This is a genomic window from Pseudomonas sp. B37(2017), from assembly GCF_002112885.1.
Lineage (GTDB): Bacteria > Pseudomonadota > Gammaproteobacteria > Pseudomonadales > Pseudomonadaceae > Aquipseudomonas > Aquipseudomonas paraglycinae.
Genome location: NZ_NEIX01000011.1, coordinates 187618 through 213368 on the forward strand (window position 1 = coordinate 187618; position 25751 = coordinate 213368).

Sequence of the window (25751 nt, forward strand, 5' to 3'; positions counted from 1 at the left end):
GTTTCCCTAGGCCGAGCGCGGTCATGTATGCTACGGCGCTTCCTGTAACTCCACTTCCAGCTCGTCCGGCACGCCCCGAACGTCGCATTGAAGAGGATTAGGCCACCCCTATCCAGTACAAAAGTAGCCATGCACGAACAATATCAGCCCCGTGAAATCGAAGCCGCCGCCCAGTCGTTCTGGGACGAGCAAAAGTCCTTTGAAGTCAGTGAACAGCCAGGCAAGGAGACTTACTACTGCCTGTCGATGTTCCCTTACCCCAGCGGCAAGCTACACATGGGGCACGTGCGCAACTACACCATCGGCGACGTGATCTCCCGCTACCAGCGCATGCTCGGCAAGAACGTTCTGCAACCGATGGGTTGGGACGCCTTCGGCATGCCGGCGGAAAACGCCGCGATGAAGAACAACGTGGCCCCGGCCAAGTGGACCTACGAAAACATCGCCTACATGAAATCCCAGCTGCGCAGCCTGGGCCTGGCGGTGGACTGGTCGCGCGAAGTCACCACCTGCAAACCGGATTACTACCGCTGGGAACAATGGCTGTTCACTCGCCTGTTCGAAAAAGGCGTGATCTACCGCAAGAACGGCACCGTGAACTGGGACCCGATCGACCAGACCGTTCTGGCCAACGAACAGGTGATCGACGGTCGCGGCTGGCGTTCCGGCGCGCTGATCGAGAAGCGCGAAATCCCGATGTACTACTTCAAGATCACCGCCTACGCGGATGAGCTGCTGGAGAGCCTCGATGAACTGACTGGCTGGCCCGAGCAGGTCAAGACCATGCAGCGCAACTGGATCGGCAAGTCGCGCGGGATGGAAGTGCAGTTCCCGTACAACGTCGATTCGATCGGTGAAAGCGGCACCCTGAAAGTCTTCACCACCCGTCCGGACACCCTGATAGGCGCAACCTATGTTGCCGTGGCCGCCGAGCACCACCTCGCTGCTCTCGCCGCCAAGAACAACCCTGAGCTGCAAGCGTTCATCGCCGAATGCAAGGGCGGCAGCGTCGCCGAAGCCGACGTCGCCACTCAAGAGAAGAAAGGCCTGCCGACCGGCCTGTTCGTCGAGCACCCGCTGACCGGCGAGAAACTGCCGGTGTGGGTCGCCAACTACGTGCTGATGCACTACGGCGACGGCGCGGTCATGGCGGTGCCGGCGCACGACGAGCGCGATTTCGAATTCGCCCACAAGTACAACCTGCCGGTCAAATCCGTGGTGCGCACCAGCTCCGGTGAAACCAACCCGGCGCCATGGCAGGACGCCTACGGCGAGCACGGCACGCTGATCAACTCCGGCGAGTTCGACGGCCTGGACTTCGCTGGCGCGTTCGACGCCATGGAAGTCGCTCTGATCAAGAAAAACCTCGGTGCCTCGCGCACCCAGTTCCGCCTGCGCGACTGGGGCATCAGCCGTCAGCGCTACTGGGGCTGCCCGATCCCGATCATCCACTGCGATGCCTGCGGTGACGTGCCGGTGCCGGAAGATCAACTGCCTGTCGTCCTGCCGGAAGACGTGGTGCCGGACGGCGCCGGTTCGCCGCTGGCACGCATGCCGGAGTTCTACGAGTGCGCTTGCCCGAAATGCGGTCAGCCTGCCAAGCGTGAAACCGACACCATGGACACCTTCGTCGAGTCGTCCTGGTACTACGCCCGTTACGCCTCGCCGCACTTCGAAGGCGGCCTGGTGGAAAAATCCGCGGCCGACCACTGGTTGCCGGTGGATCAGTACATCGGCGGTATCGAACACGCCATTCTTCACCTGCTCTACGCGCGCTTCTTCCACAAGCTGATGCGCGACGAAGGCCTGGTGAGCTCCAACGAGCCGTTCAAGAACCTGCTGACCCAGGGCATGGTGGTTGCCGAGACTTACTATCGTCGCGAAGCCAACGGTGCCTACACCTGGTTCAACCCGGCGGACGTGGAACTCGAGCGCGACAGCAAGGCCAAGGTCATCAGCGCCAAGCTGATCGCCGACGGCCTGCCGGTGGAAATCGGCGGCACCGAGAAGATGGCCAAGTCGAAGAACAACGGCGTCGACCCTCAGTCGATGATCGACCAGTTCGGCGCCGACACCTGCCGTCTGTTCATGATGTTCGCCTCGCCACCTGACATGAGCGCGGAATGGTCCGACTCCGGCGTGGAAGGCTCGCACCGCTTCCTCAAGCGCGTCTGGCGTCTGGCTCAGGCCCACATCACTCAGGGCCTGCCGGGCAAACTGGACATCGCCGGCCTGAATGACGAGCAGAAAGTCATTCGTCGCGCGATCCACCAGGCGATCAAGCAGGCCAGCCATGACGTCGGCCAGAACCACAAATTCAACACCGCCATCGCTCAGGTGATGACGCTGATGAACGTGCTGGAAAAAGCCGCGCAAGCGACCGAACAGGATCGCGCACTGGTTCAGGAAGGTCTGGAAACCGTGACGCTGCTGCTGGCTCCGATCACGCCGCACATCAGCCACGAGCTGTGGAACCGCCTGGGCCACGCCGATCCGGTAATCGACGCCGGCTGGCCGGTGCTGGACGAAAGCGCGCTGGTGCAGGACAGCCTGACCCTGGTAATCCAGGTCAACGGCAAGCTGCGTGGCCAGATCGAAATGCCGGCCGCCGCCACCCGCGAAGAAGTCGAAGCGGCAGCCCGCGCCAACGAAAACGTGCTGCGTTTCGTTGACGGTCTGACCATTCGCAAAGTGATCGTAGTGCCCGGGAAACTGGTCAATATCGTCGCCAGCTAATTGGATCGGGCGTCAGGTGAGCCTGGCGCCCAGTAAAACCTTTCGGGCCACAGAGTCGGCCCACATGGTTTCAAGGGGAGCAACACAATGATCAAACGCAATCTGCTGGTGATGGGCCTCGCCGTCCTGTTGAGCGCCTGCGGTTTCCAGCTGCGTGGTACCGGCACCAACGAACTGTCGATCAAGGAGCTCGATCTGAGCGCCCGCAACGCCTACGGCGAAACCGTGACGCAACTGCGTCAGGTGCTGGAGGCCAGCGGCGTCAAGGTCGTTTCCGGTGCGCCATACAAACTGTACCTGGCCGATGAGCAAGAAACTCAGCGCATCCTCAGCTATGCCGGCGCCGGTCGTACTGGCGAATATCAGGTGAGCACCGTGCTGACCTACGATATCCGTGGTGAAAAAGACCTGCTGCTCAAAAGCGACAAGCTTGAAGTGCAGAAAGTGTTCATCCACGACGGCAACAACCTGGTGGGTTCCGACCAGGAAGCCAACGATGCCCGCCGTGAAACCCGCCGCGAGCTGGTTCAGCGCATGATGCTGCGTCTGCAACAGCTGACGCCGGCACAGCTGGACGCTCTGCAGCAAACCGCCAACGCCCGTGCCAAGGCAGAGGCCGACGCCCTCGAAGCGGCACAGAAGGCTGAAGCGGAAACCCCGCGTCAGTCGCCGCTCGAACTGCCGCAGCAGTAAGACGTTCGGGGCGCTCAGGCGCCCCGTTCGCCCTCTCTTATGAAGCTCGCTCCCGCCCAACTCGGCAAACACCTGCAAGGCGCTCTTGCGCCGGTCTACATCATCAGCGGCGATGACCCGCTGCTGTGCCAGGAAGCTGCCGACGCCATTCGCTCCGCTGCCCGTCAGCAAGGATTCGACGAACGCCAGGTCTTCGCTGCCGACGCCAATTTCGATTGGGGTACGTTGCTGCAGGCCGGCGCCAGCATGTCGCTGTTCGCCGAAAAACGCCTGCTGGAACTGCGCCTGCCTTCGGGCAAGCCCGGTGACAAGGGCGCTGCCGCACTCATCGAATACTGCTCGCGCCCGGCGGAAGACACGGTGCTGCTGATCAGCCTGCCGAAGCTGGACGGGAGCGCGCAGAAGACCAAGTGGGGCAAGGCGCTGGTCGAAGGTCAGCAGACCCAGTTCGTGCAGATCTGGCCGGTGGACGCCAACCAGTTGCCGAGCTGGATTCGTCAGCGTCTGTCCCAGGCCGGCCTGTCTGCCAGTCAGGACGCGGTCGAGCTGATTGCTGCGCGGGTCGAAGGCAACCTGCTGGCCGCTGCGCAAGAGATCGAAAAGCTCAAGCTGATGGCCGAGGGCGGGCAGATCACCGTCGAAACCGTACAGGCGGCCGTGGCCGACAGTGCGCGTTTTGACGTATTCGGCCTGACCGACGCGGTGCTCAACGGTGAACCGGCCCACGCCCTGCGCATGCTCGAAGGGCTGCGCGGTGAAGGGGTCGAGCCGCCGGTGATCCTCTGGGCCCTGGCCCGGGAGTTGCGCCTGCTGGCCAACATCTCGTTGCAATACAGCCAGGGCACGCCGCTGGACAAGTGCTTCAGTCAGGCCAAGCCGCCAGTCTGGGACAAGCGCAAACCGCTGATGAGCAAGGCCTTGCAACGCTACTCGGCGCAACGCTGGGCGCAGTTGCTGCTGGAGGCCCAGCGCATCGATGCGCAAATCAAGGGTCAGGCGGCCGGCTCGCCGTGGATGAGCCTGAGCCGGTTGGCGCTGTTGATGGCCGGTCAGCGTCTGACATTGCCTGCCGAATGAAATCCGGGATCGCGCTCTGCGATCCCGTTTTTACCGAGTCCATTTCCTACAGAACATCCCGCCCTCGGCCCTATAGACAGACGCCCGAGATCGGCAGATTATCTGCCGCGCAAAACCCCACTCGATCGAGAGAATCCTCATGAGCAAAAAGCCATCGAAACATGGCCACAACAAGGCCAAATCCATCGTCGCCCAACCCCTGTTCCGCAGCCGCCAGGAACGACCAACCAAGGGTAAAGGCAGCTACCGCCGCGAAGCCTTCCAGTCTGACAGCTGGGAGGCTTCTTACTTTCTGGCCGCTTGAAGCACAGCACCCCCTCCTCATGTTAAGGTCTGCACCTGATTAGTATTCCCTGGACCTGTGCATGCCCCTCAGTCTTTCCCGTCGTTGGCCCTTGCGCCAACTGATCGCTGCCTCCAGCTTCGTACTGCTCGTCGCCTGCGCGGAAAAACCCACCGCCGCCGACGCTCAACCGCTTCAGACCGTCCCCGTTGCCACAGCCCCAGCGGTCATCCCGCCGGTAGTGCCGTCCGGTGACAACCTCGACCTGCAACCGACCCAGACCTTTGCCGAATGGCAGGCCGGTTTCCGCAAGGAAGCTCTGGCCGCCGGCATTCGTGCCGACCTGTTCGACCGCGCGTTCGCCAATGTCAGCTTCGATGCCAGCGTGATTCGCGCCGACCGCAGCCAGCCGGAATTTGCCCGGCCGGTGTGGGAATACCTGGACGGTGCCCTTTCACCCTTGCGCGTGCGCAAAGGCCAGGCCCTGATCAGCCAGTACGCCGATATCCTGCAAAGCATCGAACAGCGTTATGGCGTCGATCGTCAGGCGCTGGTGTCGGTGTGGGGGATGGAAAGCAACTTCGGCCAGTTCCAGGGCAGCAAGTCGGTGATCAACTCGCTGGCGACCCTGGCCTATGAAGGCCGCCGTCCGGGCTTTGCCCATGCGCAGCTGATCGCGGCGCTGCAGATCCTGCAACAGGGCGACATCACGCCAGAGAAAATGCTCGGTTCCTGGGCCGGTGCCATGGGCCAGACCCAGTTCATCCCGACCACCTACAACACCCACGCCGTGGATTTCGACGGTGACGGTCGCCGCGACATCTGGGGCAGCCCGGCTGACGCATTGGCCTCCACCGCGCATTACCTGCAAAGCTCAGGCTGGCAGCGTGGCCAGCCGTGGGGCTTCGAAGTGCAACTGCCGAGCGGTTTCAACTACACCCTGGCCGACGGCGCAATTCGCAAGAGCGTCGCCGAATGGCGGCAATTGGGCGTAATCCTGCCGAACGGCGGCCAGGTGCCGGCCGACTCCGAGCAACTGTCGGCCGCGCTGCTGCTGCCGGCCGGCTACCGTGGTCCAGCGTTCCTGATCCTCGATAACTTCCGGGCGATCCTCAAGTACAACAACTCGTCGTCCTACGCACTGGCCGTGAGCCTGTTGTCCGAGCGCTTCAACGGTGCCGGCCTGATCAATGGCAGCTGGCCAAAAGACGATCTGCCGTTGAGCCGCACCGAACGGATCGAATTGCAAAACCTGCTCACCGCGCGCAACTATGACGCAGGTGCGGCAGACGGGATCATCGGCGCCAATACGCGCAAGGCGATCCGCAGTGCACAGCAGTCATTCGGCTGGCCGGCGGACGGTTATCCGACGCACAAGCTGCTGGAAAGCCTGCGTAACCAGTAAAAACAAAATGACCGCCGCCTCTTCAGGCGGCGGTCTTTTTTTGTGGCTCGATCAGCGAATCACCACATCCTGCTCCAGCATCAATTCCTTCTTACCCGCATCCAGTCGAACCAGCGCCCCCAGCGGCAGCGTCAGGTTCGGATCGCAGTGCCCGCTGCGCCAGCCGGACAGTACCGGAATCCGCAGCGGTTCAAAGGTCTGCTTGAGCAAGCGGTTCAAAGCCTCGATATCCACGCCAGCCACATCCCCGACCAACACGCCTCGCAATCTGGCCAACTTGCCCGCCAGACGCATCTGGGTCAGCAAACGGTCGATCCGGTACAGCGGCTCGTTGATGTCCTCGATCAGCAGAATCACCCCTTCGACTTCGATTTCGTAGGGCGTGCCCAAGGTCGCAGCGATCATCGCCAGATTGCCACCCTGCAGACGCCCGTGGGCAATGCCGGGCTCCACGGTGGTCAATGGATAAGCCGCCGGATGACTCAGCACACTGCCGGCCTTCAACTGACCGCGCAACATGGCGAAGAACGACGTCACCGTCGGCGGTTCCTTGTCCCCCAGCAGATCGGCATTCAATAACGGCCCATGAAAGGTCACGAACCCGGCGTAGCGACTGATGGCCAGGTGCAGCGCGGTGATGTCGCTGTAACCGACGAAGGGCTTGGCATGGCGGCTCAGCAAGTCGTAGTCGATCCGGTCCAGCAACCTTGGCGTGCCGTAGCCACCGCGCAGGCAAATGATTGCATCCACCTCTTCGTCAGCGAACGCCGCGTGCAGATCGTTGAGCCGTACCTCGTCGCTGCCGGCCAGATAACCCTCCTTCTCGTAGACGCCAGGGAACACTCGCAAACCGTAACCCCGGGCGCGCATCCACTGAACGGCCTTTTCGGTATCCAGCGTGCCGGGGCCGGCGGGCGCAATGACACCTATCAGCCCTTCCGACGGCAGTGCAGGCACAGGCTTGTGCGGAAAAAGGGTGTGGGTCGGTCGAACGGTCATCCATGGATCTCCCTGTGTGAAGTCATGCTCACACAGTAGTCAGGAACGGCGACAAACAGAAGAGGCTAAGCCGCGCCGCAGATTGCAGGAAAAGTCAGTAACGAGTGTAAGCCAGGCAAAAAAATGCCCGCCGGGCGATAAACCCCGGCGGGCATTTTTTATTCAGCGCTGAATCAGGAACCGAGCAGCTCGGCCTTGACCAGTTTCGCCTGCTCGTCGGCGTGGTACGAAGAACGCACCAACGGGCCGGACGCGACGTTCTTGAAGCCCATTTTGTAACCTTCCTCGGCGAACCAGGCGAAGGTGTCCGGGTGCACGAAACGCTGCACCGGCAAGTGGCTGCGGGACGGTTGCAGGTACTGGCCCAGGGTCAGCATGTCGATGTCGTGTTCGCGCATGCGCTTCATGACTTCGATGACTTCGTCGTCGGTCTCGCCCAGACCCAGCATCAGGCCGGATTTGGTCGGGATGTGCGGCATCATCTGCTTGAAGCGTTGCAGCAGGGTCAGCGACCACTGGTAGTCCGAACCCGGACGGGCAGCCTTGTACAGGCGCGGTACGGTTTCCAGGTTGTGGTTGAACACATCCGGCGGCTCGGCCGCGGTGATTTCCAGGGCGATGTCCATGCGGCCACGGTAGTCCGGGACCAGGGTTTCGAGCTGCACGTTCGGCGACAGTTTGCGGATTTCGCGGATGCAGTCGGCAAAGTGCTGGGCACCGCCGTCACGCAGGTCGTCGCGGTCAACCGAGGTGATCACCACGTACTTGAGTTTCAGGTCGGCGATGGCGATGGCCAGGCTTTCCGGCTCGTTGACGTCCAGTGGCTTCGGACGACCGTGACCAACGTCGCAGAACGGGCAACGACGGGTGCAGATGTCACCCATGATCATGAAGGTCGCGGTGCCGCCGGAGAAGCACTCGCCCAGGTTCGGGCAGGACGCTTCTTCGCAGACGCTGTGCAGCTTGTGTTTGCGCAGCAGGCTCTTGATGCGGTCGACTTCCGGCGAAACCGGGATGCGCACGCGGATCCAGTCGGGTTTCTTCGGCAGTTCGGTGGTCGGAATGATCTTCACCGGGATGCGTGCAACCTTCTCGGCGCCGCGCAGCTTGACGCCGGCTTCAACCTTGGGACGCGGGGCCGGGCGCTCGGTCACGTCGAGCGTCGGGATCATGGTTTGCACTGCATCAGTAGTCATATCAGTCGATTCCGCCCGTCAGGGTCGTCTGCTCAGCATAGTCGAGGTGTTTGACGAGCTGCGCGCGCAGCCGGGCACTTACCTCGGCAAATTCAATCGATCCTGCGTGCTCGCTCAGCTGGGTCATCGCCAGCCCGGCATAGCCGCAGGGATTAATCCGTCGAAACGGCTCCAGGTTCATGTCCACGTTCAGGGCCAGGCCATGAAAGGAACAACCGTGGCGAATCCGCAAACCCAGAGAAGCGATCTTCGCTCCGTCGACGTAGACGCCGGGAGCATCCGGCTTGGCCACGGCGGTCACGCCGTAGCTGGCCAGCAGTTCGATCAGGCAGCGCTCCATGCGGCTGACCAGATCGCGCACGCCGAAACCGAGTCGGCGCACATCCAGCAGCAGGTACGCCACCAGTTGGCCGGGGCCATGGTAGGTCACCTGACCGCCGCGGTCGACCTGCACCACCGGAATATCCCCCGGCAGCAACAGGTGCTCGGCCTTGCCGGCCTGGCCCTGGGTGAACACCGGCGGGTGTTCGACCAGCCAGATTTCGTCCGGGGCCGTGGTGCCACGCTCATTGGTAAAACGTTGCATGGCCTGCCAGACCGGCTCGTAAGCCATCTGGCCAAGCTCGCGAAAGCCCAGCGTGCCCGGCATCACAGCACCATGTGCACGAAACCGGTAGCCCGCAGTTCGCTGTTGATGTTGTACAGCTGATCCTGGTCGGTCGCGACGATGTGCAACTGGATGGTGGTGTACTTGCCGTTGCTGCTTTGACGCTCGTCGACACGCTCATCGTTGATCTTGGCGTGTTTCTTGACGATGTCGATGATCTTGTCTTTGTTGCCGACGCCCGTATCGCTGATCACCTTAACCGGATAATCAACCTGGGGAAATTCGATCTTTGGCGCCTTTACTTCGGTATCGGTCATGGCGTAACGGCCTCGTAAGCGTAAGCCCGGTAACGAACAAGGCCCCGCTCCGGATCGGAACGGGGCCATGCAGGTCAACTCAAATCAGTTGAACAAGCCGTAGAAGAATAGACGGATGCTATCCCACATGCGGCGGAAGATACCACCCTCCTCGACAGCGTCCAGGGCGATCAGGTCGGCGCTGTGCACCACCTTGTCGTCCAGTTTCACTTCGACTTTACCGATCACGTCGCCCTTGGCGATTGGCGCGGTCAGTTGCGGGTTCATGGTCATGCTGGCAGCGAGCTTCTTCAGCTGGCCTTTAGGCAGGGTCATGGTCAGGTCTTGTGCCAGGCCGGCCTTGACTTGACTGGTAGTGCCTTTCCACACCGGGGCCTGAGCCAGTTCGGTGCCCTTCTGGTAGAAGGTCTGGGTTTCGAAGAAGCGGAAACCGTAGGTCAGCAGCTTCTGGGTCTCGGCGGCGCGGGCCACTTCGCTGTTGGTGCCGAACACCACGGCGATCAGGCGCATGCCGTCACGTACGGCCGAGGACACCATGCAGTAGCCGGCTTCGTCGGTGTGACCGGTTTTCAGACCGTCGACGGTCTTGTCGCGCCACAGCAGCAGGTTGCGGTTAGGCTGTTTGATGCCGTTCCAGAAGAACTCTTTCTGCGAGTAGATCGCGTAGTGAGCCGGGTCTTCGTGGATGATCGCGCGAGCCAGGATCGCCATGTCGTGAGCCGACGAGTAGTGCTCAGGGTTCGGCAGACCGGTCGGGTTCATGAAGTGGGTATTGGTCATGCCCAGATCGGCGACGGTCTTGTTCATCAGGTCGGCGAACGCATCTTCGCTGCCGGCGATGTGTTCAGCCACCGCGACGCTGGCGTCGTTGCCGGACTGGATGATGATGCCGTGCAGCAGGTCGCTCACAGTGACTTGCGAGCCGACCTTGATGAACATCCGCGAACCGCCGGTGCGCCAGGCGTTTTCGCTGACGGTCACCGGGTCGTTTTCACCGATCTGGCCGCGACGGATTTCCAGCGTGGCAATGTACGCGGTCATCAGTTTGGTCAGGCTGGCCGGCGGCAGACGCTGGTCACCGTTGTTCTCCACCAGCACGTTGCCGCTGTTGGCATCCATGAGCACGTAGGATTTGGCGGCCAGTTGTGGTGGCGACGGCATCATCTCGGCCGCGAAGGCGGCTGGCGAGAGGAGCAGCGGGACTAGCAGACACAGGCGTTTGGCAAAGGTGGTGATGTTCATCCGTCTCTCGAAATCGCTAATGGAAACTGTCCTGGCGGACAAAATTTAATCAGATGTCTTTCAGGTTTTGCCCGAAACCTGCCTGCGCGACGATCATGCTGCGTTAAAAACAGATTCGAAATGCTCATGTAGGTCCCCTACACTCCGCTTCCTCACCTGTTTTTGCCTTGCCTGATCGCCGCTCGGCGAGCTTTCGAGCAAACCCTACGAGCATCGCGTGTTCAGTTGCTCACTCCAGTCACCCTTGCCGGGCTTTTGTTCTTCGACGAGCCAACAACCTGGTTCACCCCCCAATCGCTGGTGAACCGTCAATCAAGTCCTACGTTTACTCGGTGACCACACTTGGCGAACCCAGGTTGGCCAGGCGCACGCTGTTCTGTACCTGGGCAATTTCACCCGGCGAACCGATCGGTCCCAGGCGAACCCGGTGCAGGGTCTGCTGATTGCGCACGATCGAGCTGATAAACACCGGAGCGCTCACCATCCCGCTGAGCTTCGACCTCAGGAGCTCTGCAGCGTCCGGGTTGGCGAACGCGCCCACCTGCAGATACTGGCCAGACGCTGGTGCAGAAGCGTTTTTTTTTGCATCAAGCTGAACTGGCACGACGGCCGCGGCGTGCTGCTGCGGCGGCGGAGTCCATTGCTCGACGGTGCCGGCCGAGGCCGTGATCACCGGGGCGCTATTCTGCGCGACTTGCGGCTCGTTGAGCATCAAAGGCGCCGGACGGCCCTTGGCGGCCCACCATTGCTGCGGGTCGATGCCTTCGACCTTGACCCGCGCGGTGCCGATTTCGGCATAACCGAGCTTCTTGGCGGCGGCGTAGGACAGGTCGATGATCCGGTCCGAGTAGAACGGGCCACGGTCGTTGACTCGCAGGATCACCGTGCGGTTGTTGTCCAGGTTGGTCACCCGAACGTAACTCGGCAGCGGTAATGTCTTGTGGGCGGCACTCATGCCGTACAGGTCGTAGACCTCGCCGTTGGCGGTGTTCTGACCGTGGAACTTGGTGCCGTACCAGGACGCGGTGCCGGAGGCCACGTACGTCTTGGATTCCTGCAACGGGAAGTAGGTCTTGCCCAGCACGGTGTACGGGTTGGCCTTGTACGGGCCGGTGTGCAGGGTCGGCGTGGCATCCGGGATGCGCGATACGTCGACGTCCCACCACGGCGCGCCGTCCTTGTGGGCCCGGTTGATGTCCAGGCCCGGCTGCGAACGCACGGCGGTGGTCGGCTTCTGGCTCGGCGAACGGCTGGTCGAACAACTGGCGACCAGCACCGCCAACGCAGCGAAAGCCACCAGCTTCAGGGGTTTATTGATAGGCAATGCCCGCATTACTTGACGCCCCGTGCTTGTACCAGCTGTTCAGACAGTTGATGTACGGCCATGGCGTACATCACGCTGCGGTTATAACGCGTGATCGCGTAGAAATTCTTCAGGCCCATCCAGTATTCCGGGCCATTGTCGCCTTCGAGGCGGAATGCGGTGACCGGCATGTTATCGCGCAGCGCATCATGACTCGACCAGCCCAGCGCTCGCAACTCCCCGACGGTTTTCGTCGGCTCGATGCCGGTGGTCAGGCCTTCATCTACCTGCTCACCGCGTATATCCGCGCGACTGACCACCGGCTCGCCGGCGACCCAGCCGTGACGCTTGAAATAGCTGGCGACGCTGCCGATCGCATCATCCGGGTTGTTCCAGATATTGATGTGGCCGTCGCCGTCGAAATCCACCGCGTAGGCGCGGAAACTGCTCGGCATGAACTGCGGCAAGCCCATCGCCCCGGCGTAGGAACCCTTGAGGGTCAGCGGGTCGACCTGCTCTTCGCGCGCCAGCAGCAGGAACTCACGCAGCTCCTTGCGGAAAAATTCGGCACGGGGAGGATAGTCGAAACCCAGCGTGGACAAGGCATCGATCACCCGGTAATTGCCGGTATTACGTCCGAAAAAGGTCTCAACGCCGATGATCGATACGATCACCTGGGCCGGAACGCCGTATTCCTGCTCGGCGCGGGCCAGAGTCGCCTCGTGCTGACGCCAGAAGTCCACACCGCGGGCGATGCGCGCGTCGGTGATGAACATCGGACGGTATTCTTTCCACTGCTTGACCCGTTCGGCGGGTTTGGAAATGGCGTCGAGAATCGCCTGCTTGCGCTGGGCCTCGCGGAACACGGCCATCAGCTGTTCGCCGGCGAAACCGTAGTCGCGGGTCATTTCACCGACGAATTCGGCCACCTGGGGCGAGCCTTCGTAATCGCCGGCCAACGCTTCCTGCGCGCTGCCAAGGATGCCTACCAGGCCGAGCCACGGTGCGTATCGTGTCGCCCAGTCACGCATTACTTGCATTGAACTCTTCACCTTATTCAAACCTGTGCGATCCACTTGCGATGGGTATGGATCGACATCAAAACCCCAAACGCTGACAGCAGCGTCACCAGCGAAGTTCCGCCGTAGCTAATGAACGGCAACGGCACCCCCACCACCGGCAACAGGCCACTGACCATACCGATGTTGACGAAAACGTAAACAAAAAACGTCATGGTCAAAGCGCCAGCCAGCAATTTGCCGAACAGCGTCTGCGCCTGGGCGGTAATCACCAGGCCGCGACCGATCAGCAACAGATAGATCAGCAACAGCGCGCAGATGCCCACCAGCCCGAACTCTTCGCCCAGTACGGCGATGATGAAGTCGGTGTGGCTTTCCGGCAGGAAGTCCAGGTGCGACTGGGTGCCCAGCAACCAGCCCTTGCCGAATACCCCGCCGGAACCGATCGCAGCTTTCGACTGAATGATGTTCCAGCCGGTGCCCAGTGGATCGCTTTCCGGGTCGAGGAACGTCAGGATCCGCTGCTTCTGGTAGTCGTGCATGATGAAGAACCACATCGCAACCGACACCGGAATCGCCGCCGCCAGTACGCTGAGAATCCAGCGCCAGCGCAGCCCGCCCATAAACAGTACGAAGGCGCCGCCGGCCAGAATCAGCAGCGAAGTGCCGAGATCCGGCTGACGCACGATCAGGGCGAACGGCACGCCGATCAGCAGCAGACTGATGCCGACATGCTTGAGCTGCGGCGGCAACGTGCGTTTGGACAAATACCAGGCGATGGTCGCCGGCATCAGGATCTTCATGAATTCCGAGGGCTGGAAGCGGATCACCCCGGGAATGTTGATCCAGCGGGTCGCGCCCATGGCGTTGTGGCCCATGATGTCCACCACCAGCAGCAGCACCACCCCGATCACGTAGCCGAGCGGCACCCAGCGCGCCATGAACCTTGGCTCGAACTGGGCAATGACGATCATCGACACCAGACCGATGCCGAACGACGTGGCCTGTTTGGCCAGCAGATCCCAGCTCTTGCCGCTGGCCGAATACAGCACGAACAGGCTGCCGGCCGCGAGAATCAGCAGCAGCACCAGCAACGGGCCGTCGATATGCAAACGTTGCAACAGCGTCGCCCGGCGACGCATCACATCCTCGCTGGAGAGCATGCGATCGAAATTATTCATCACGGGCCGTAGCCTCCGCACTGATAGGGCTGGCGTATTCGGCCTTCAACCGTCCGTCCTGATCCAGCAGCCAGGCATCCATGACCTGCCGCACCACCGGTGCCGCGACGCCGGAACCGGACTCACCGTTCTCGACCATCACCGACACCACGATTTTCGGGTCATCCGCCGGCGCGAAACCGACGAACAAGGCGTGGTCGCGGTGGCGTTCCTGAACCTTGGAGCGGTCGTACTTCTCACCTTGCTTGATCGCCACGACCTGCGCCGTACCCGACTTGCCGGCGATCCGGTATTGCGCGCCGATGGCCGCTTTACGCGCCGTACCGCGTGCACCGTGCATCACCTGTTGCATGCCATGGTTGACCTTGGTCCAGTCCGACGGATCGCGCAGGATGATGTCCGGCATCGGATTCTCATCCACCGGTTTCACGCCTTCGAGGGATTTGGCCAGGTGCGGGCGATTCCACACACCCTTGTTGGCCACCAGCGCAGTCGCCTGGGCCAGTTGCAGCGGAGTCGATTGCATGTAGCCCTGGCCGATCCCGAGAATCAGGGTTTCGCCGGGGAACCACGCCTGACGCCGGGTCGCGCGTTTCCACTCGCGGGACGGCATCAGGCCGGGGGATTCTTCGAACATGTCCAGCGAGACCTTCTGGCCGATACCGAACTTGTTCATGTAGGCCGACAACCGGTCGATGCCCAGCTTGTGTGCCAGGTCATAGAAGTAGGTGTCGTTGGACCGCATGATCGCCGTGTCGAGGTCGACGAAGCCGTCCCCGGTGCGGTTCCAGTTGCGGTACTTGTGATCGTAGTTGGGCAGCATGTAGTAACCGGGGTCGAACACCCGGCTCGACGCCGTCACCACGCCCGCATCGAGACCGGCAATCGCCACCGCCGGCTTGATCGTCGAGCCCGGCGGGTACAGACCGCGCAGCACGCGGTTGAACAGCGGTCGGTCGATCGAATCACGCAGCTCGGCGTACGCCTTGAAGCTGATGCCGGTGACGAACAGGTTCGGGTCGAAACTCGGCTGGCTGACCATCGCCAGCACTTCGCCGGTTTTCGGATCGAGCGCCACCACCGCACCACGCCGGCCACCCAGCGCAGCCTCGGCGGCTTCCTGCAATTTGATGTCGAGGCTCAGGACAATGTCCTTGCCCGGCACCGGATCGGTACGCTTGAGCACGCGCAGAACGCGGCCACGGGCGTTGGTCTCGACCTCTTCGTAACCCACCTGACCGTGCAGCTCGGCTTCATAGAAGCGCTCGATGCCGGTCTTGCCGATGTGGTGGGTGCCGCTGTAGTTGACTGGATCGAGGGTCTTCAGCTCTTTCTCGTTGATCCGCCCCATGTAACCCACCGAGTGCGCGAAATGCGCGCCCTGCGGGTAATGACGCACCAGTTGCGCGACCACCTCGACGCCCGGCAGGCGGAACTGATTCACCGCGATCCGGGCGATCTGCTCTTCGCTCAGCTCGAACAGGATCGGCACCGGCTCGAACGGCCGGCGGCCCTGACGCATGCGTTTCTCGAAGATCACCCGGTCTTCCGGCGTCAGCTGCAAGACCTCGACGATCACGTCGAGCACCTGCTGCCAGTCGCCGGAGCGCTCGCGGGTCATGCTCAGGCTGAAGCTCGGACGGTTGTCCGCCACCACCACGCCGTTGCGGTCGAAAATCAGGCCACGGGTCGGCGGGATCGGCTGGACATGCACCCGGTTGTTTTCCGACAGGGTCGAGTGATATTCGTACTGAATCACCTGCAGGTAGTACAGGCGCGCAATCAGCACGCAGATCAGCGCCACCACCGCAATTGCGCCGAACACGACGCGACCACGCACCAGACGGGCGTCTTTTTCGTGGTCCTTGATGCGGATCGGCTGAGACATGAGGGCGGATTACTTGTGGTAAGGGTGGCCGGACAGCACGGTCCAGGCACGATACAACTGCTCGCCGATGAGGATGCGCACCAGCGGGTGCGGCAGCGTCAGCGGCGACAACGACCAGCGCTGATCCGCGCGGGCACAGACTTCCGGCGCCAGCCCTTCCGGGCCACCGACCATGAAGTTGACCGTGCGCGAGTCCAGGCGCCAGCGATCGAGTTCGACCGCCAGTTGCTCGGTGCTCCACGGCTTGCCATGAACTTCGAGGGTGACGATCCGCTCGTTCGGCCCGACCTTGGCCAGCATGGCTTCGCCTTCCTGACGGATGAAGCGGGCCACGTCGGCGTTCTTGCCACGGGTATTGAGCGGAATTTCCACCAGTTCCAGCGCCAGCTCGGACGGAAGACGCTTGGCATATTCATGCCAGCCTTCTTCCACCCACTTGGGCATGCGTGAACCGACGGCGATCAGTCGCAGTCGCACAGCAATCCCTTACAGCTGGTCTTTGTTGAGCTTGGTGAAATGCTCGTGGGTGTTTTCCGGGCTGTGGTGCTTGGCGTCCGCCGCACGGCTTTGCTCGGCACCGGCCCACAGGCGCTCCAGGTCGTAGAACTGACGTGCCGAGGCGGTCATCATGTGCACGATCACCAGGTCCAGGTCCAGCAGCACCCAGTCGCTGTCGCCCTTGCCTTCTTCGCCCAGCGGCTTGGCGCCGTTCTTTTTGACCTCTTCGCGAACCTTGTCCAGCATCGCGTTGATCTGGCGGTTGGAAGTACCGGTGGCGATGATCATGTAGTCGGTGATGCTCTGCTTGTCGCGCACATCAATGATCTGAATGTCCTGGGCCTTGACGTCTTCCAGGGCTGCAACGGCCACCTTGACCAGTTCGTCGCCCTTCAGCGGTTCGTTGGTGTTGACCGGCTCTGGCAGCGGGGCGCTCTTGAATGTGCCTTTGCGCTTTACTTTGGTTTGGTCTTTGTCAGTCATATAAAACTCGTTTTGCTCATATTTTCGGCGGCTTGGCGACACGTGGATTCGTATCAGTGAAGCACGCCTTGTTCAGTTCGACGCACGGTACAGACCGTGCGCATCGATGTAGGCCAGGACCGCGTCGGGCACCAGGAAACGTACCGACTTACCGCTGGCCAGCAGTTGACGGATCTGGGTGGCGGAAACCGCGAGCGGTGTCTGCCAGACGAATGCAATCTGTCCGCTCGGCCCCTTCAGGGCCAGCGGGTCGCTCACCGAACGCGCTGCCAGCAGGTTGCGCAAGGCATCCGGCGGTTCGCTGTCGGCGTCCGGGCGCTGTAGCACCAGGATGTGGCAATGCTGGAGCAACTCTTCCCAGCGGTGCCAAGTGGGCAGGCCGCAAAATGCGTCCCAGCCCAGAAGCAGAAAAACCTGGGTCTCGGCGGCCATTTCGGCGCGCAGCGACTCCAGGGTATCGATGGTCCAGGACGGTTTGTCCCGCTGCAATTCGCGGGCGTCCACCACCAGCGGCGGCACACCGGCCACCGCACATTCAACCATTGCCAGCCGGTCCTGCGCCGACACCTGCGGTGTATCGCGGTGCGGCGGCCGGGCGCTGGGCATCATGCGCAGCTCATCGAGCTCCAGCGCTTCGGCCACTTCCAGCGCGCCGCGCAAATGGCCGACGTGCACCGGGTCGAACGTCCCGCCCAGTACGCCAATGCGCCGGGGACGGGATTTCTTGCCGGGTTTCGGCGCTTTCAGGTCGAGGTCGGACAAGTCAGACCGTCGCCTGGCCGCGCAACTGGCCATCACCGACCACGATGTACTTCTCGCAGGTCAGCCCTTCGAGGCCCACCGGGCCACGGGCGTGCAGCTTATCAGTAGAAATGCCGATCTCGGCACCCAATCCGTATTCGAATCCGTCGGCGAAGCAGGTCGGGGTGTTGATCATCACCGACGCCGAGTCGACCTGAGCCACGAACTGGCGGGTGTCGGCGAGGTTTTCGCTGACAATCGAGTCGGTGTGGTGGGAGCCGAAATGGTTGATGTGCTCGATGGCCTGATCCAGACCATCCACCACGCGGATCGACAGAATCGGCGCCAGGTACTCGGTGCTCCAGTCTTCTTCGGTCGCCGCTACGGCCTCGATGATCGCCCGGGTGCGTTCGCAACCACGCAGTTCGACGCCTTTTTCGCGGAACTGCTTCGCCATCGACGGCAGGAAATCCTTCGCAACACTTTGATCGACCAGCAAGGTCTCCATCGCACCGCAGATGCCATAGCGATAGGTCTTGGCATTGAAGGCGATGCGCTGAGCTTTCGGCAGGTCGGCGTGTTCGCTGACATAAACGTGGCAGATGCCGTCCAGATGCTTGATCACCGGCACCCGGGCATCACGGCTGATGCGCTCGATCAGGCCCCGACCACCGCGCGGCACGATCACGTCGACGTACTCCGGCATGGTGATCAGCGCGCCGACGGCGGCGCGATCGGTGGTTTCCACCACTTGCACCACGGCAGCCGGCAGTTCGGCTTCGGCCAGACCGCGCTGGATGCAGGCGGCAATCGCGCGGTTGGAATGAATCGCTTCGGAACCGCCGCGCAGGATGGTCGCGTTGCCGGACTTCAGGCACAGGCTCGCGGCATCGATGGTCACGTTGGGACGGGATTCGTAGATGATCCCGATCACGCCCAGCGGTACGCGCATCTTGCCGACCTGAATGCCCGACGGACGGAAGCTCATGTCGCGGATCGCACCGACCGGATCCGGCAGCGCTGCGACCTGGCGCAGGCCGACGATCATGCCATCGATGCGCGCCGGGGTCAGTTCCAGACGCTCCAGCAGTGCCGGCTCCAGACCGTTGGCGCGACCGGCGGCCAGATCCTGTTCATTGGCTGCCGCAAGCTCGGCGCGGGCGGCGTCCAGGGCATTGGCGGCAGCCAGCAGGGCGCGGTTTTTCTGCGCGGTACTGGCACGACCGATGACGCGGGAGGCTTCGCGGGCGGCGCGACCCAATCGGGTCATGTAGTCAAGAACGGACTCAGTCATGGTCTGCTGGGGTCTTGGCAAAGAGGAAAGCGGCAGATTATAGCTGTCGCGTCCCGGGACTAACAGCGGTGACGGGCGGATGGTCGAAATGGACGGTGATTTGCCGACGTTCAGCCGGGATTAAGCCGCGAATTGTTATCATCACGACCTCCTCCGCCTGGATAAACCCTGTTTGCCATGTCCAACCTGACCGTTCGCGCCACCTCCGCGCGCCAGCCTGTCGGCCTTGCGGACGCCTTTTTCGACCGTGACGCCCAGACGCTGGCCCGCGATCTGCTCGGCAAAGTCATCCGCCACCGCGTCGGCGATTTGTGGCTCAGCGCCCGAATCATCGAAACCGAAGCGTATTACTGCGAAGAAAAAGGCAGCCACGCGTCCCTCGGCTACACAGAAAAGCGTAAGGCTTTGTTTCTGGACGGCGGCCACATCTATATGTACTACGCCCGGGGCGGCGATTCGCTGAACTTCAGCGCGCAGGGTCCGGGCAATGCGGTGCTGATCAAATCGGCTTATCCGTGGGTCGACGAGATCAGCGGCCCGGCCAGTCTAGCGCAGATGCTGCTGAACAACCCCGATGCCCAGGGGCGCCCGCGTCCGTCGCAGAAACTCTGTGCCGGACAGACGTTGCTGTGCAAGGCGCTGGGGCTGAAAGTGCCGGTGTGGGATGCCAAACGCTTCGACCATGAAATCCTGCTGGTGGAAGACACCGGCCCCGCGCCAACTCATGTGATTCAGACCACCCGCCTGGGCATTCCCCATGGCCGTGACGAACACTTGATGTATCGCTTCGTCGATGCTGCCTATGCCCAGTGGTGCACGCGGAACCCGCTGCGCCGGGGTCAGGTCGAAGGTCGCGATTATTTTCTGCTGTGAATGCACACCCTTCGGCTCGCCGATCAGGGACATCAATGAAATGGAGTGGTTTGTATGGGCCCATGGCTCGATAGCGTGACCGGGTGGCTGGCCGCCAATCCGCAGTGGCTGGCCGCTGCAGTGTTTGTCGTGGCCTGCGTGGAATGCCTGGCGATTGCCGGGTTGATCGTGCCCGGCACGGTGCTGCTGTTTGCCGTGGCGGTGCTGGCCGGCAGCGGCGCCCTGTCGCTGAGTGAAACCCTGTTGCTGGGTTTCCTCGGCGGGATTCTCGGCGATGTGATTTCGTATTTCCTCGGCCGCCACTTCCACCAGAACATCCGGCGTCTGCCGGGGTTGCGCCATCACCCGGAATGGATGGCCGGCGCGGAAACCTACTTCCAGCGTTATGGCATCGCCAGCCTGCTGGTCGGACGCTTCATCGGCCCGTTGCGGCCGATGCTGCCGATGGTCGCCGGGATGTGCGACATGCCCTTCCCGCGCTTCGCCGCCGTGAGTCTGCTGGCAGCGGCCGGCTGGAGCCTCGCGTACCTGCTGCCGGGCTGGGCCACCGGGGCGGCGATTCGACTGCCGTTGCCGGAGGGTTTCTGGCTGCAGGCCGGGATCGTCGCCGGCAGCATTGCGGTGATGGTCGGCCTGAGCGCCAACAGCAGCCTGCGCCGCCATCGCCGGGCGACGATCTGGATCAGCAGCATGAGCCTGTTGATCCTGATCGGCCTGTTCATCGGTTACCCGTACCTGACCGCCCTCGATCAGGGCGTCATGACCCTGGTGCAGGAACACCGCCGCCCGGCACTGGATGAGGTGGCAGTGGTCTTCACCCTGATCGGTGAGTTCCGCAACATGCTGCTGTTCAGCGCCCTGCTGACTGCGCTGCTGTTGCTGTGCCGCCAGTGGCGCCACGCGATCTTCGTGGGCGGCACCCTGCTTGTCACGGCCCTGGCCAACACCGGCACCAAGATGTTCTTCGCCCGGGTGCGCCCGGAAGTGCTGACCGATCCGCTCACCAGTTACAGCATGCCCAGCGGCCATGCGTCAGGATCGTTCGCGCTGTTCCTGACCCTGGCCGTACTCGCCGGACGCGGGCAACCGCCGAGGCTGCGACTGACCTGGTTGCTGATCGGCTGCATTCCGGCACTGGCGATTGCCTTGTCGCGAGTGTATCTGGGCGCACACTGGCCGACGGATGTGCTGGCCGGCGCCATGCTCGCCGCGTGCGTGTGCGCCGCCGGGCTCTGGCTCAGCCAGCGGCAATCACCGCTCGGCGCCATGCCGCAGAGAGTCTGGTGGCTGGTGTTGCCGGCGCTGGTCGCCCTGTTCGGCTTCTTCGTGCTGCGACACTTGCCGCATACCATGCTGCGCTATTCGTACTAGGCGACGGCAGACAGCAGCGAAGGATTGGTCCTCAAGACGAACGATACCGACGAAGGGTTGTAGGCATTGTGCCCGGTGTCGTTCGGATTCTTGTCCAGGAAGTAGGTGAGCCCTTCCTTTGTCTCATGCTGAAACAGGCGCATCTTCTTTTCTACGCTGAACAGCGCCACAGAAACCGGATTGGACGGCAGGTCACCAAACGACTTGAGCTTTCCGGCATACGTTTCCAGCTCAAAGTAACTACCGCCACTTTGCGCGGCCAGAAGATGCCTTGTACTTTGATCAAGTCGCAGCTGCCAATCAAAGTAACGACCGGCCGTTTTGACATTAAGGGCATATCGTCCCTGATAATCAGGAACAAACTCCAATAACAGCGGCTCGGCATCATCATGATCCGCGAGTGTCACGATTGGCGAACTGATTTCATCATTCAGGGAAATCTCCGCATTCAACCTCTGCCCCATGGTGATTCGCGGTTGCTTCAAACGCTGCTCCATGACTTGATAATTGAGCACCAGCGGAAGTCCATCCGCGAACAGTTGCCCCGTGAAGGTAATATTATTGGCATCAGACATATGAAGGTTCTCTTCTTGTTAAAAACGGACTGAACAACAGACAGGATTTCATTTATCGGCAGCCTGGGCCGACTCGTTCTTCACACGTTTGCGCTTGCGGCGCTCAAGCACCATGGAATCCGCGTAGTAACCGGCAGCCTTCAGGACAATCTCGGCATTCAGATCAACGCCCGCATGTTTGAAAATATACTTTCCGGCAATATCATCCCAGAACGCCCACTCATCTTCATAAATTGTCATAACGCTCTCCTTGTTCATGAAGCCCGCTTCCTGCGAGTCGGATTCAACGCTAAATCAAAAACACCCGACAGACCACTTCAAAGGCAATACAAAAAACAACAATACAATCAGCAAAACAATAACAACTGAACACAACCACCCGCCATGCCAAAGTCTTTCGACACTTCACAAGCGAGCATTGATTTTGGCCAAACCCTTTAACATCAATCCTGAAACTATTCTTACAGCCCCCATAACAATTTCCGACATTAACATTCCATCAAATTCAACGACGGCCGAAACCGATACAACGCCCGGCAAAGTTCCCGACCTGAATCACCTGGACAAACTGTTCGGGCCCATGCGATTTGGCGAACTGACCGTGAGCCGCCAGACACTTCAGGCGCTGGGTGCCCGGGTCAACGGCGAGGCCATTACAGCGGCCAACACGTACTTCCCCGAGCCCGATCAGGCCTTTATCGATGGGCTGCAATTCGATCCCGCCCAGGTTGAGCAGCGGATCAAGTCAGTCGATGGTCAGGAGCACCAACATGTACCGGAATTACTCTACGAAATCGTCACTCTGCGCTCCCCCGAAGCAGCACCGCTTCTGCGCGAAATATCCGCCAGTGATGCTGAGCATCCCCTGCAGAAAATCGGCAAACTGCTGACCGCCACTCAACAGCTGGATATCCACAGAAGCCCGCTGCCCGAACACCTGCCGGGCTGGGTAGACAAGGCTAAAAGTCGCGGCATGACCAGTATGGGCGCCGGGCTGCAGGCCTACGGTTTGTACAGCGCCTACATGGGCGCCATCGACGGCCTCAAGAAAGGTCAGATGGGCGAATTGCTGATCAATGCGGGGGGTGCTCTCGCCGAGATCACTTCACTGGGCCTCGAATACGCGCTGAACAAGACCGGCGAACAGATGATCCGTCAGGGATCCATGGCCCTCGAACAATTCGGCAAGACCACCATGGGCAAATGGCTGAGCCGGGGCGCGGGTCTGATCGCCAGCGTGCTGACGCTGCCCTTCGACATCTACACCGCCATCAAATCCTTCAACGATGCCGCCAAGGCCCAAGGCAAGGAAGCTCAGGATCTGTACGTCACCGGCGGCTTGAGCGTGTTCAGCGGCGCATTGTCCATTGCCCTTGGCTGCGCAGCCCTGATGGGTTTTCAGGCGGCGGGCCCGGTGGGGATTGCAGCGGCGGCGATCATGATTGTCGGTGCCCGAATCTACGGTGCCGCGCGCATGGTCGACGACATCGACGATTACATCGAGCTGACCGTGCACGAACGCTGGCGTGCCGGCTGGTTCGCGTTCACCGGACAAAGCCAGGACAAGGCGCTGATGGATCGCTACCTGGTTGCAAAGACCACGGGCGATTATGCCAAAGCCTTGAAAACCCGCAGCCTTGGCTGGCTCGACAATGAATTCAAGGAAAGTGTCGACGTGATCGTCAATGGCCGTTTCGAGGTTACGTTGCAGCCGACTCGCCTCTATCGTTTCCAATGGGATGAAAGCAAAGGCGAAACGCCCTATACCAGCGAAAACCGCCCTGTCATCAGCGATACGGATGACACCTACGACGCCAGGAAGGGATTACCCGACTCGGACGCTGTCATCGCCAGTGCGAAAAGCGCCCCGGCGAAAGGGGTCTTCTGGAACCTGGGCGGCGGCCACGACACGGTTCAAGGCGTCGAGGACAAGCCGAATTTCTTCAGCTATGCCAGCGGTCGCAAAACCCTGGACGGTGGCAACAAGGATGACTCCTTTCTGTTTCAGTCGGCATCAGAAGCGCTGTCTGACGACCCGACCACCGTCAGTGAGCTGTCCGGCGGTGACGGCACCGATCTGCTCTGGCTGCAAGGCAAACACAAAAACCAAGACCCTGTTGCCAACCCGCCGCGCCATATCGGTTTTGATGTCGACCTTAAAAGCGGCAGGCTGGCAGTGCGCCCTGTGGACCCGTCGCGTGAGCCGGTGCTGCATTCAACCTTCAGGTCCATCGAAAAGGTCGAGACACTGGCCGGCGCGCTCAACCGCGTGACCGGTTCCGATCGCGCCGACACCATTGCCGCCAATGGCGATGACCGCGTCGATGCCGGGGCCGGCGATGACCGCATCTCTGTCCGTGGACTTCATGGCACGGTCGATGGCGGCAGCGGTAGCGATACCTATGAAATTGCCCCTGACTGTCTCAAGGTCTCCCTCCACGAAGATGGCCAGGAGCCGAGCAAGGTCTATCTGGGCGTGACACTCGAAGCCATCCAGCGCTGGTACGTACGCAATGACGCGCTGGTCATTGAATCCCTGCGCGACGACGACATCCGGTCGCCAAGGCGGGAACTGGTGCTGGAGGCGGTGTACCGGACGGTCGATGGCAAACGCACCCTGCGCAACGACAAATGGACATTCATTACACAGGACGGCTACCACTTGCAGCCGGCGTGGCCTGCCGATACCCCGGACCTGGCCGACCTGACCGTGAAAGTTACCGTTCTGACCGTCGGCACGACGAAAACCTCGCCGGTGCCGGTCAACGATCATCCCTTCAGGATCTCGAACAAACCGCACTCGTATTACTTCATCTCGCGCCAGATCCGTCACGCAATCCTGACGGCAACACCACACGAAAATCCGACCCGAAGCACTCTGTACGTCGACCGCGACAGCACGGAGATCGATGAAGTCCGGGCGATTTATACCGTTACAAAAACACGGCCAAATGCATTCACGCAGCTCAGCTACACGGACATTCACCACACCCTCACGTTCCACGAGGGTGGTGGCCTGCTCTCGTTGCACGGTGCTGCAAGAGAAAATCCGGGCAAGAAACGCGACATGGGAGCCGGAATTCTGGCCTCTGGCTGGCAGATGATTCATCCGATGACGCTGGTCATGCGAGACGGGATTTCCTATCACCTCGACTTTCCACGTCCCACGTATCTAAACGACGCAAGGAACCCGGGTTATACGGTTGTGCAAAGCCGCACCGCGCTGCGCGAGCGAGCCGGTCGGTATATATTCGTCCGACCCTCTGTGGAGAAACGCACGTTGAAGGCAACCCCGCAGCGGGTCGACTTTCAGGCAGCCGAGCACAACGCGACCTATTGGCTGGAGGGACGATCGTCCAGCTATGAACTGTTTCCCGCCAGCGCAACGTCCATCCGGCTGTCCACCGCAGACGCAGATGCCCAGATCTCGGGTTCTTCCACCTGGCTCATTCACACACAACATCTGGAGGAACAGGTCAGCCACCGCGATCTCGCCATCAAGGACAACCTGCTCAGAATCGGCAGCATCCGGATTCAACTGCCGGACAGCAACGATCCGCTGCTGCCACTGGAAACCATTGAAGTCGTGGTCTCCTCGGGAAACCGTTATCGGATCAATGCACTGTTCGAGGTGATCGGTCTGTGCGCCATCGATGCCCGAGCCTACCCATCGGTTCAGGCCATCGCCCAGGACGTTCATGAGCATCAACTGCGTGAAGAGCTTGAGTCCGACGAAGTGTCGGTTCACCACATTCGCCTGAGCGAAACCGCTGCCGGCAAGATCTCCTACAACGTTGCCACCAACGTCTGGAGCAGCGAAACCACTGCGTCCCGCTCGATATCTGCCGAGCACCTGATCATCGTCAAGGAATGACACCATGCGACCAAAAACACCCTCGCCGCCAGGTTTTTCCAAAGGTAATACGTCCGCCGACTCGCTCGCTGAACACCCACGATTGCGACCGCAAGC

General features: G+C 61.4%; 23 protein-coding genes. 8 read left to right on the forward strand and 15 right to left on the reverse strand.

Features of this window, described 5'->3' with window-relative positions; translation table 11 throughout:
• Positions 1-129: 129 nt before the first annotated feature.
• From leuS to CAF90_RS24355, 5 genes are all read left to right on the forward strand, one after another.
• The gene (gene leuS / locus CAF90_RS24335) at positions 130-2736 is read left to right on the forward strand and encodes a leucine--tRNA ligase (protein WP_085608757.1); all 2607 of its coding nucleotides are present in this window, start codon (positions 130-132) and stop codon (positions 2734-2736) included.
• 87 nt (positions 2737-2823) lie between these two features.
• Positions 2824-3429, forward strand: coding sequence for an LPS assembly lipoprotein LptE (gene lptE, locus CAF90_RS24340; protein ID WP_085608758.1), 606 nt, complete (start codon positions 2824-2826; stop codon positions 3427-3429).
• 39 nt (positions 3430-3468) lie between these two features.
• Positions 3469-4506, forward strand: a complete 1038-nt coding sequence (gene holA / locus CAF90_RS24345; protein ID WP_007958673.1) for a DNA polymerase III subunit delta — start codon at positions 3469-3471, stop codon at positions 4504-4506.
• Between the two features lie 139 nt (positions 4507-4645).
• Entirely contained in the window at positions 4646-4810 is a 165-nt protein-coding gene (arfA, locus tag CAF90_RS24350; RefSeq protein WP_007958672.1) for an alternative ribosome rescue factor ArfA, read from the forward strand.
• Positions 4811-4871: 61 nt separating this feature from the next.
• Positions 4872-6194, forward strand: coding sequence for a lytic murein transglycosylase (locus tag CAF90_RS24355; protein WP_085608759.1), 1323 nt, complete (start codon positions 4872-4874; stop codon positions 6192-6194).
• Positions 6195-6245: 51 nt separating this feature from the next.
• On the opposite strand, the gene CAF90_RS24360 is transcribed toward CAF90_RS24355, so the two are convergent.
• The 13 genes from CAF90_RS24360 to CAF90_RS24420 all read right to left on the reverse strand — a co-directional run bounded on the left by CAF90_RS24360 (position 6246) and on the right by CAF90_RS24420 (position 18962).
• Complete coding sequence (locus tag CAF90_RS24360) at positions 6246-7193, reverse strand: LD-carboxypeptidase (protein WP_085608760.1); 948 nt, start codon at positions 7191-7193, stop codon at positions 6246-6248.
• Positions 7194-7366: 173 nt separating this feature from the next.
• Positions 7367-8365, reverse strand: coding sequence for a lipoyl synthase (lipA, locus tag CAF90_RS24365; protein WP_162130488.1), 999 nt, complete (start codon positions 8363-8365; stop codon positions 7367-7369).
• Positions 8366-8390: 25 nt separating this feature from the next.
• A complete protein-coding gene (gene lipB, locus CAF90_RS24370) occupies positions 8391-9038 on the reverse strand; it encodes a lipoyl(octanoyl) transferase LipB (protein WP_039771855.1) in 648 nt (215 codons plus the stop codon).
• A complete protein-coding gene (locus tag CAF90_RS24375; protein ID WP_007958664.1) occupies positions 9038-9313 on the reverse strand; it encodes a DUF493 domain-containing protein in 276 nt (91 codons plus the stop codon). The genes lipB and CAF90_RS24375 overlap by 1 nt, the downstream gene beginning before the upstream one ends.
• Positions 9314-9397: 84 nt before the next feature.
• The gene (locus tag CAF90_RS24380) at positions 9398-10555 is read right to left on the reverse strand and encodes a D-alanyl-D-alanine carboxypeptidase family protein (RefSeq protein WP_011336095.1); all 1158 of its coding nucleotides are present in this window, start codon (positions 10553-10555) and stop codon (positions 9398-9400) included.
• 325 nt (positions 10556-10880) lie between these two features.
• Positions 10881-11888, reverse strand: a complete 1008-nt coding sequence (locus CAF90_RS24385; RefSeq protein WP_085608761.1) for a septal ring lytic transglycosylase RlpA family protein — start codon at positions 11886-11888, stop codon at positions 10881-10883.
• Positions 11888-12898, reverse strand: coding sequence for a lytic murein transglycosylase B (gene mltB, locus CAF90_RS24390; RefSeq protein ID WP_085608762.1), 1011 nt, complete (start codon positions 12896-12898; stop codon positions 11888-11890). Before mltB ends, CAF90_RS24385 begins: the two co-directional genes overlap by 1 nt.
• A 17-nt stretch (positions 12899-12915) precedes the next feature.
• A complete protein-coding gene (rodA, locus tag CAF90_RS24395) occupies positions 12916-14019 on the reverse strand; it encodes a rod shape-determining protein RodA (RefSeq protein ID WP_052026248.1) in 1104 nt (367 codons plus the stop codon).
• A gap of 31 nt (positions 14020-14050) precedes the next feature.
• Positions 14051-15946 carry a penicillin-binding protein 2 gene (mrdA, locus tag CAF90_RS24400; RefSeq protein ID WP_007958656.1) on the reverse strand — a complete coding sequence of 632 codons (1896 nt, stop codon included), beginning with the start codon at positions 15944-15946 and terminating at the stop codon, positions 14051-14053.
• Between the two features lie 9 nt (positions 15947-15955).
• A complete protein-coding gene (rlmH, locus tag CAF90_RS24405) occupies positions 15956-16423 on the reverse strand; it encodes a 23S rRNA (pseudouridine(1915)-N(3))-methyltransferase RlmH (RefSeq protein ID WP_003185785.1) in 468 nt (155 codons plus the stop codon).
• A 9-nt stretch (positions 16424-16432) separates the two neighbouring features.
• Positions 16433-16927: a ribosome silencing factor gene (rsfS, locus tag CAF90_RS24410; protein ID WP_007958654.1), complete on the reverse strand. Its 495-nt coding sequence runs from the start codon at positions 16925-16927 to the stop codon at positions 16433-16435.
• Between the two features lie 72 nt (positions 16928-16999).
• Positions 17000-17722 carry a nicotinate-nucleotide adenylyltransferase gene (gene nadD / locus CAF90_RS24415; protein ID WP_085608763.1) on the reverse strand — a complete coding sequence of 241 codons (723 nt, stop codon included), beginning with the start codon at positions 17720-17722 and terminating at the stop codon, positions 17000-17002.
• A complete protein-coding gene (locus tag CAF90_RS24420) occupies positions 17691-18962 on the reverse strand; it encodes a glutamate-5-semialdehyde dehydrogenase (RefSeq protein ID WP_007958650.1) in 1272 nt (423 codons plus the stop codon). The genes nadD and CAF90_RS24420 overlap by 32 nt, the downstream gene beginning before the upstream one ends.
• Positions 18963-19139: 177 nt before the next feature.
• Here CAF90_RS24420 and CAF90_RS24425 point away from each other — a divergent pair, with 177 nt between their 5' ends.
• Both CAF90_RS24425 and CAF90_RS24430 read left to right on the forward strand, forming a co-directional pair.
• Positions 19140-19835 (forward strand): DNA-3-methyladenine glycosylase, encoded by a 696-nt coding sequence (locus CAF90_RS24425; protein ID WP_007958648.1) that lies wholly within the window; start codon positions 19140-19142, stop codon positions 19833-19835.
• Positions 19836-19889: 54 nt separating this feature from the next.
• Positions 19890-21206 (forward strand): bifunctional DedA family/phosphatase PAP2 family protein, encoded by a 1317-nt coding sequence (locus tag CAF90_RS24430; protein ID WP_085608764.1) that lies wholly within the window; start codon positions 19890-19892, stop codon positions 21204-21206.
• Here the strand turns inward: CAF90_RS24430 and CAF90_RS24435 are convergent.
• Both CAF90_RS24435 and CAF90_RS24440 read right to left on the reverse strand, forming a co-directional pair.
• The gene (locus tag CAF90_RS24435) at positions 21203-21781 is read right to left on the reverse strand and encodes a hypothetical protein (RefSeq protein ID WP_085608765.1); all 579 of its coding nucleotides are present in this window, start codon (positions 21779-21781) and stop codon (positions 21203-21205) included. The genes CAF90_RS24430 and CAF90_RS24435 overlap by 4 nt on opposite strands.
• Positions 21782-21829: 48 nt before the next feature.
• Positions 21830-22039: a hypothetical protein gene (locus tag CAF90_RS24440; RefSeq protein WP_007958643.1), complete on the reverse strand. Its 210-nt coding sequence runs from the start codon at positions 22037-22039 to the stop codon at positions 21830-21832.
• Between CAF90_RS24440 and CAF90_RS24445 the strand changes: the two genes are divergently transcribed.
• Positions 22038-25655 (forward strand): calcium-binding protein, encoded by a 3618-nt coding sequence (locus CAF90_RS24445; protein ID WP_256578514.1) that lies wholly within the window; start codon positions 22038-22040, stop codon positions 25653-25655. The genes CAF90_RS24440 and CAF90_RS24445 overlap by 2 nt on opposite strands.
• Positions 25656-25751 lie beyond the last annotated feature (96 nt).

Coding starts and splice junctions, on each gene's coding strand:
- leuS (WP_085608757.1), top strand. CDS start 130: ATGCACGAACAATATCAGCCCCGTGAAATCGAAGCCGCCGCCCAGTCG.
- lptE (WP_085608758.1), top strand. CDS start 2,824: ATGATCAAACGCAATCTGCTGGTGATGGGCCTCGCCGTCCTGTTGAGC.
- holA (WP_007958673.1), top strand. CDS start 3,469: ATGAAGCTCGCTCCCGCCCAACTCGGCAAACACCTGCAAGGCGCTCTT.
- arfA (WP_007958672.1), top strand. CDS start 4,646: ATGAGCAAAAAGCCATCGAAACATGGCCACAACAAGGCCAAATCCATC.
- CAF90_RS24355 (WP_085608759.1), top strand. CDS start 4,872: ATGCCCCTCAGTCTTTCCCGTCGTTGGCCCTTGCGCCAACTGATCGCT.
- CAF90_RS24360 (WP_085608760.1), bottom strand. CDS start 7,193: ATGACCGTTCGACCGACCCACACCCTTTTTCCGCACAAGCCTGTGCCT.
- lipA (WP_162130488.1), bottom strand. CDS start 8,365: ATGATCCCGACGCTCGACGTGACCGAGCGCCCGGCCCCGCGTCCCAAG.
- lipB (WP_039771855.1), bottom strand. CDS start 9,038: ATGCCGGGCACGCTGGGCTTTCGCGAGCTTGGCCAGATGGCTTACGAG.
- CAF90_RS24375 (WP_007958664.1), bottom strand. CDS start 9,313: ATGACCGATACCGAAGTAAAGGCGCCAAAGATCGAATTTCCCCAGGTT.
- CAF90_RS24380 (WP_011336095.1), bottom strand. CDS start 10,555: ATGAACATCACCACCTTTGCCAAACGCCTGTGTCTGCTAGTCCCGCTG.
- CAF90_RS24385 (WP_085608761.1), bottom strand. CDS start 11,888: ATGCGGGCATTGCCTATCAATAAACCCCTGAAGCTGGTGGCTTTCGCT.
- mltB (WP_085608762.1), bottom strand. CDS start 12,898: ATGCAAGTAATGCGTGACTGGGCGACACGATACGCACCGTGGCTCGGC.
- rodA (WP_052026248.1), bottom strand. CDS start 14,019: ATGCGTCGCCGGGCGACGCTGTTGCAACGTTTGCATATCGACGGCCCG.
- mrdA (WP_007958656.1), bottom strand. CDS start 15,946: ATGTCTCAGCCGATCCGCATCAAGGACCACGAAAAAGACGCCCGTCTG.
- rsfS (WP_007958654.1), bottom strand. CDS start 16,927: ATGACTGACAAAGACCAAACCAAAGTAAAGCGCAAAGGCACATTCAAG.
- nadD (WP_085608763.1), bottom strand. CDS start 17,722: ATGGCCAGTTGCGCGGCCAGGCGACGGTCTGACTTGTCCGACCTCGAC.
- CAF90_RS24420 (WP_007958650.1), bottom strand. CDS start 18,962: ATGACTGAGTCCGTTCTTGACTACATGACCCGATTGGGTCGCGCCGCC.
- CAF90_RS24425 (WP_007958648.1), top strand. CDS start 19,140: ATGTCCAACCTGACCGTTCGCGCCACCTCCGCGCGCCAGCCTGTCGGC.
- CAF90_RS24430 (WP_085608764.1), top strand. CDS start 19,890: ATGGGCCCATGGCTCGATAGCGTGACCGGGTGGCTGGCCGCCAATCCG.
- CAF90_RS24435 (WP_085608765.1), bottom strand. CDS start 21,781: ATGTCTGATGCCAATAATATTACCTTCACGGGGCAACTGTTCGCGGAT.
- CAF90_RS24445 (WP_256578514.1), top strand. CDS start 22,038: ATGAAGCCCGCTTCCTGCGAGTCGGATTCAACGCTAAATCAAAAACAC.
- CAF90_RS24440 (WP_007958643.1), bottom strand. CDS start 22,039: ATGAACAAGGAGAGCGTTATGACAATTTATGAAGATGAGTGGGCGTTC.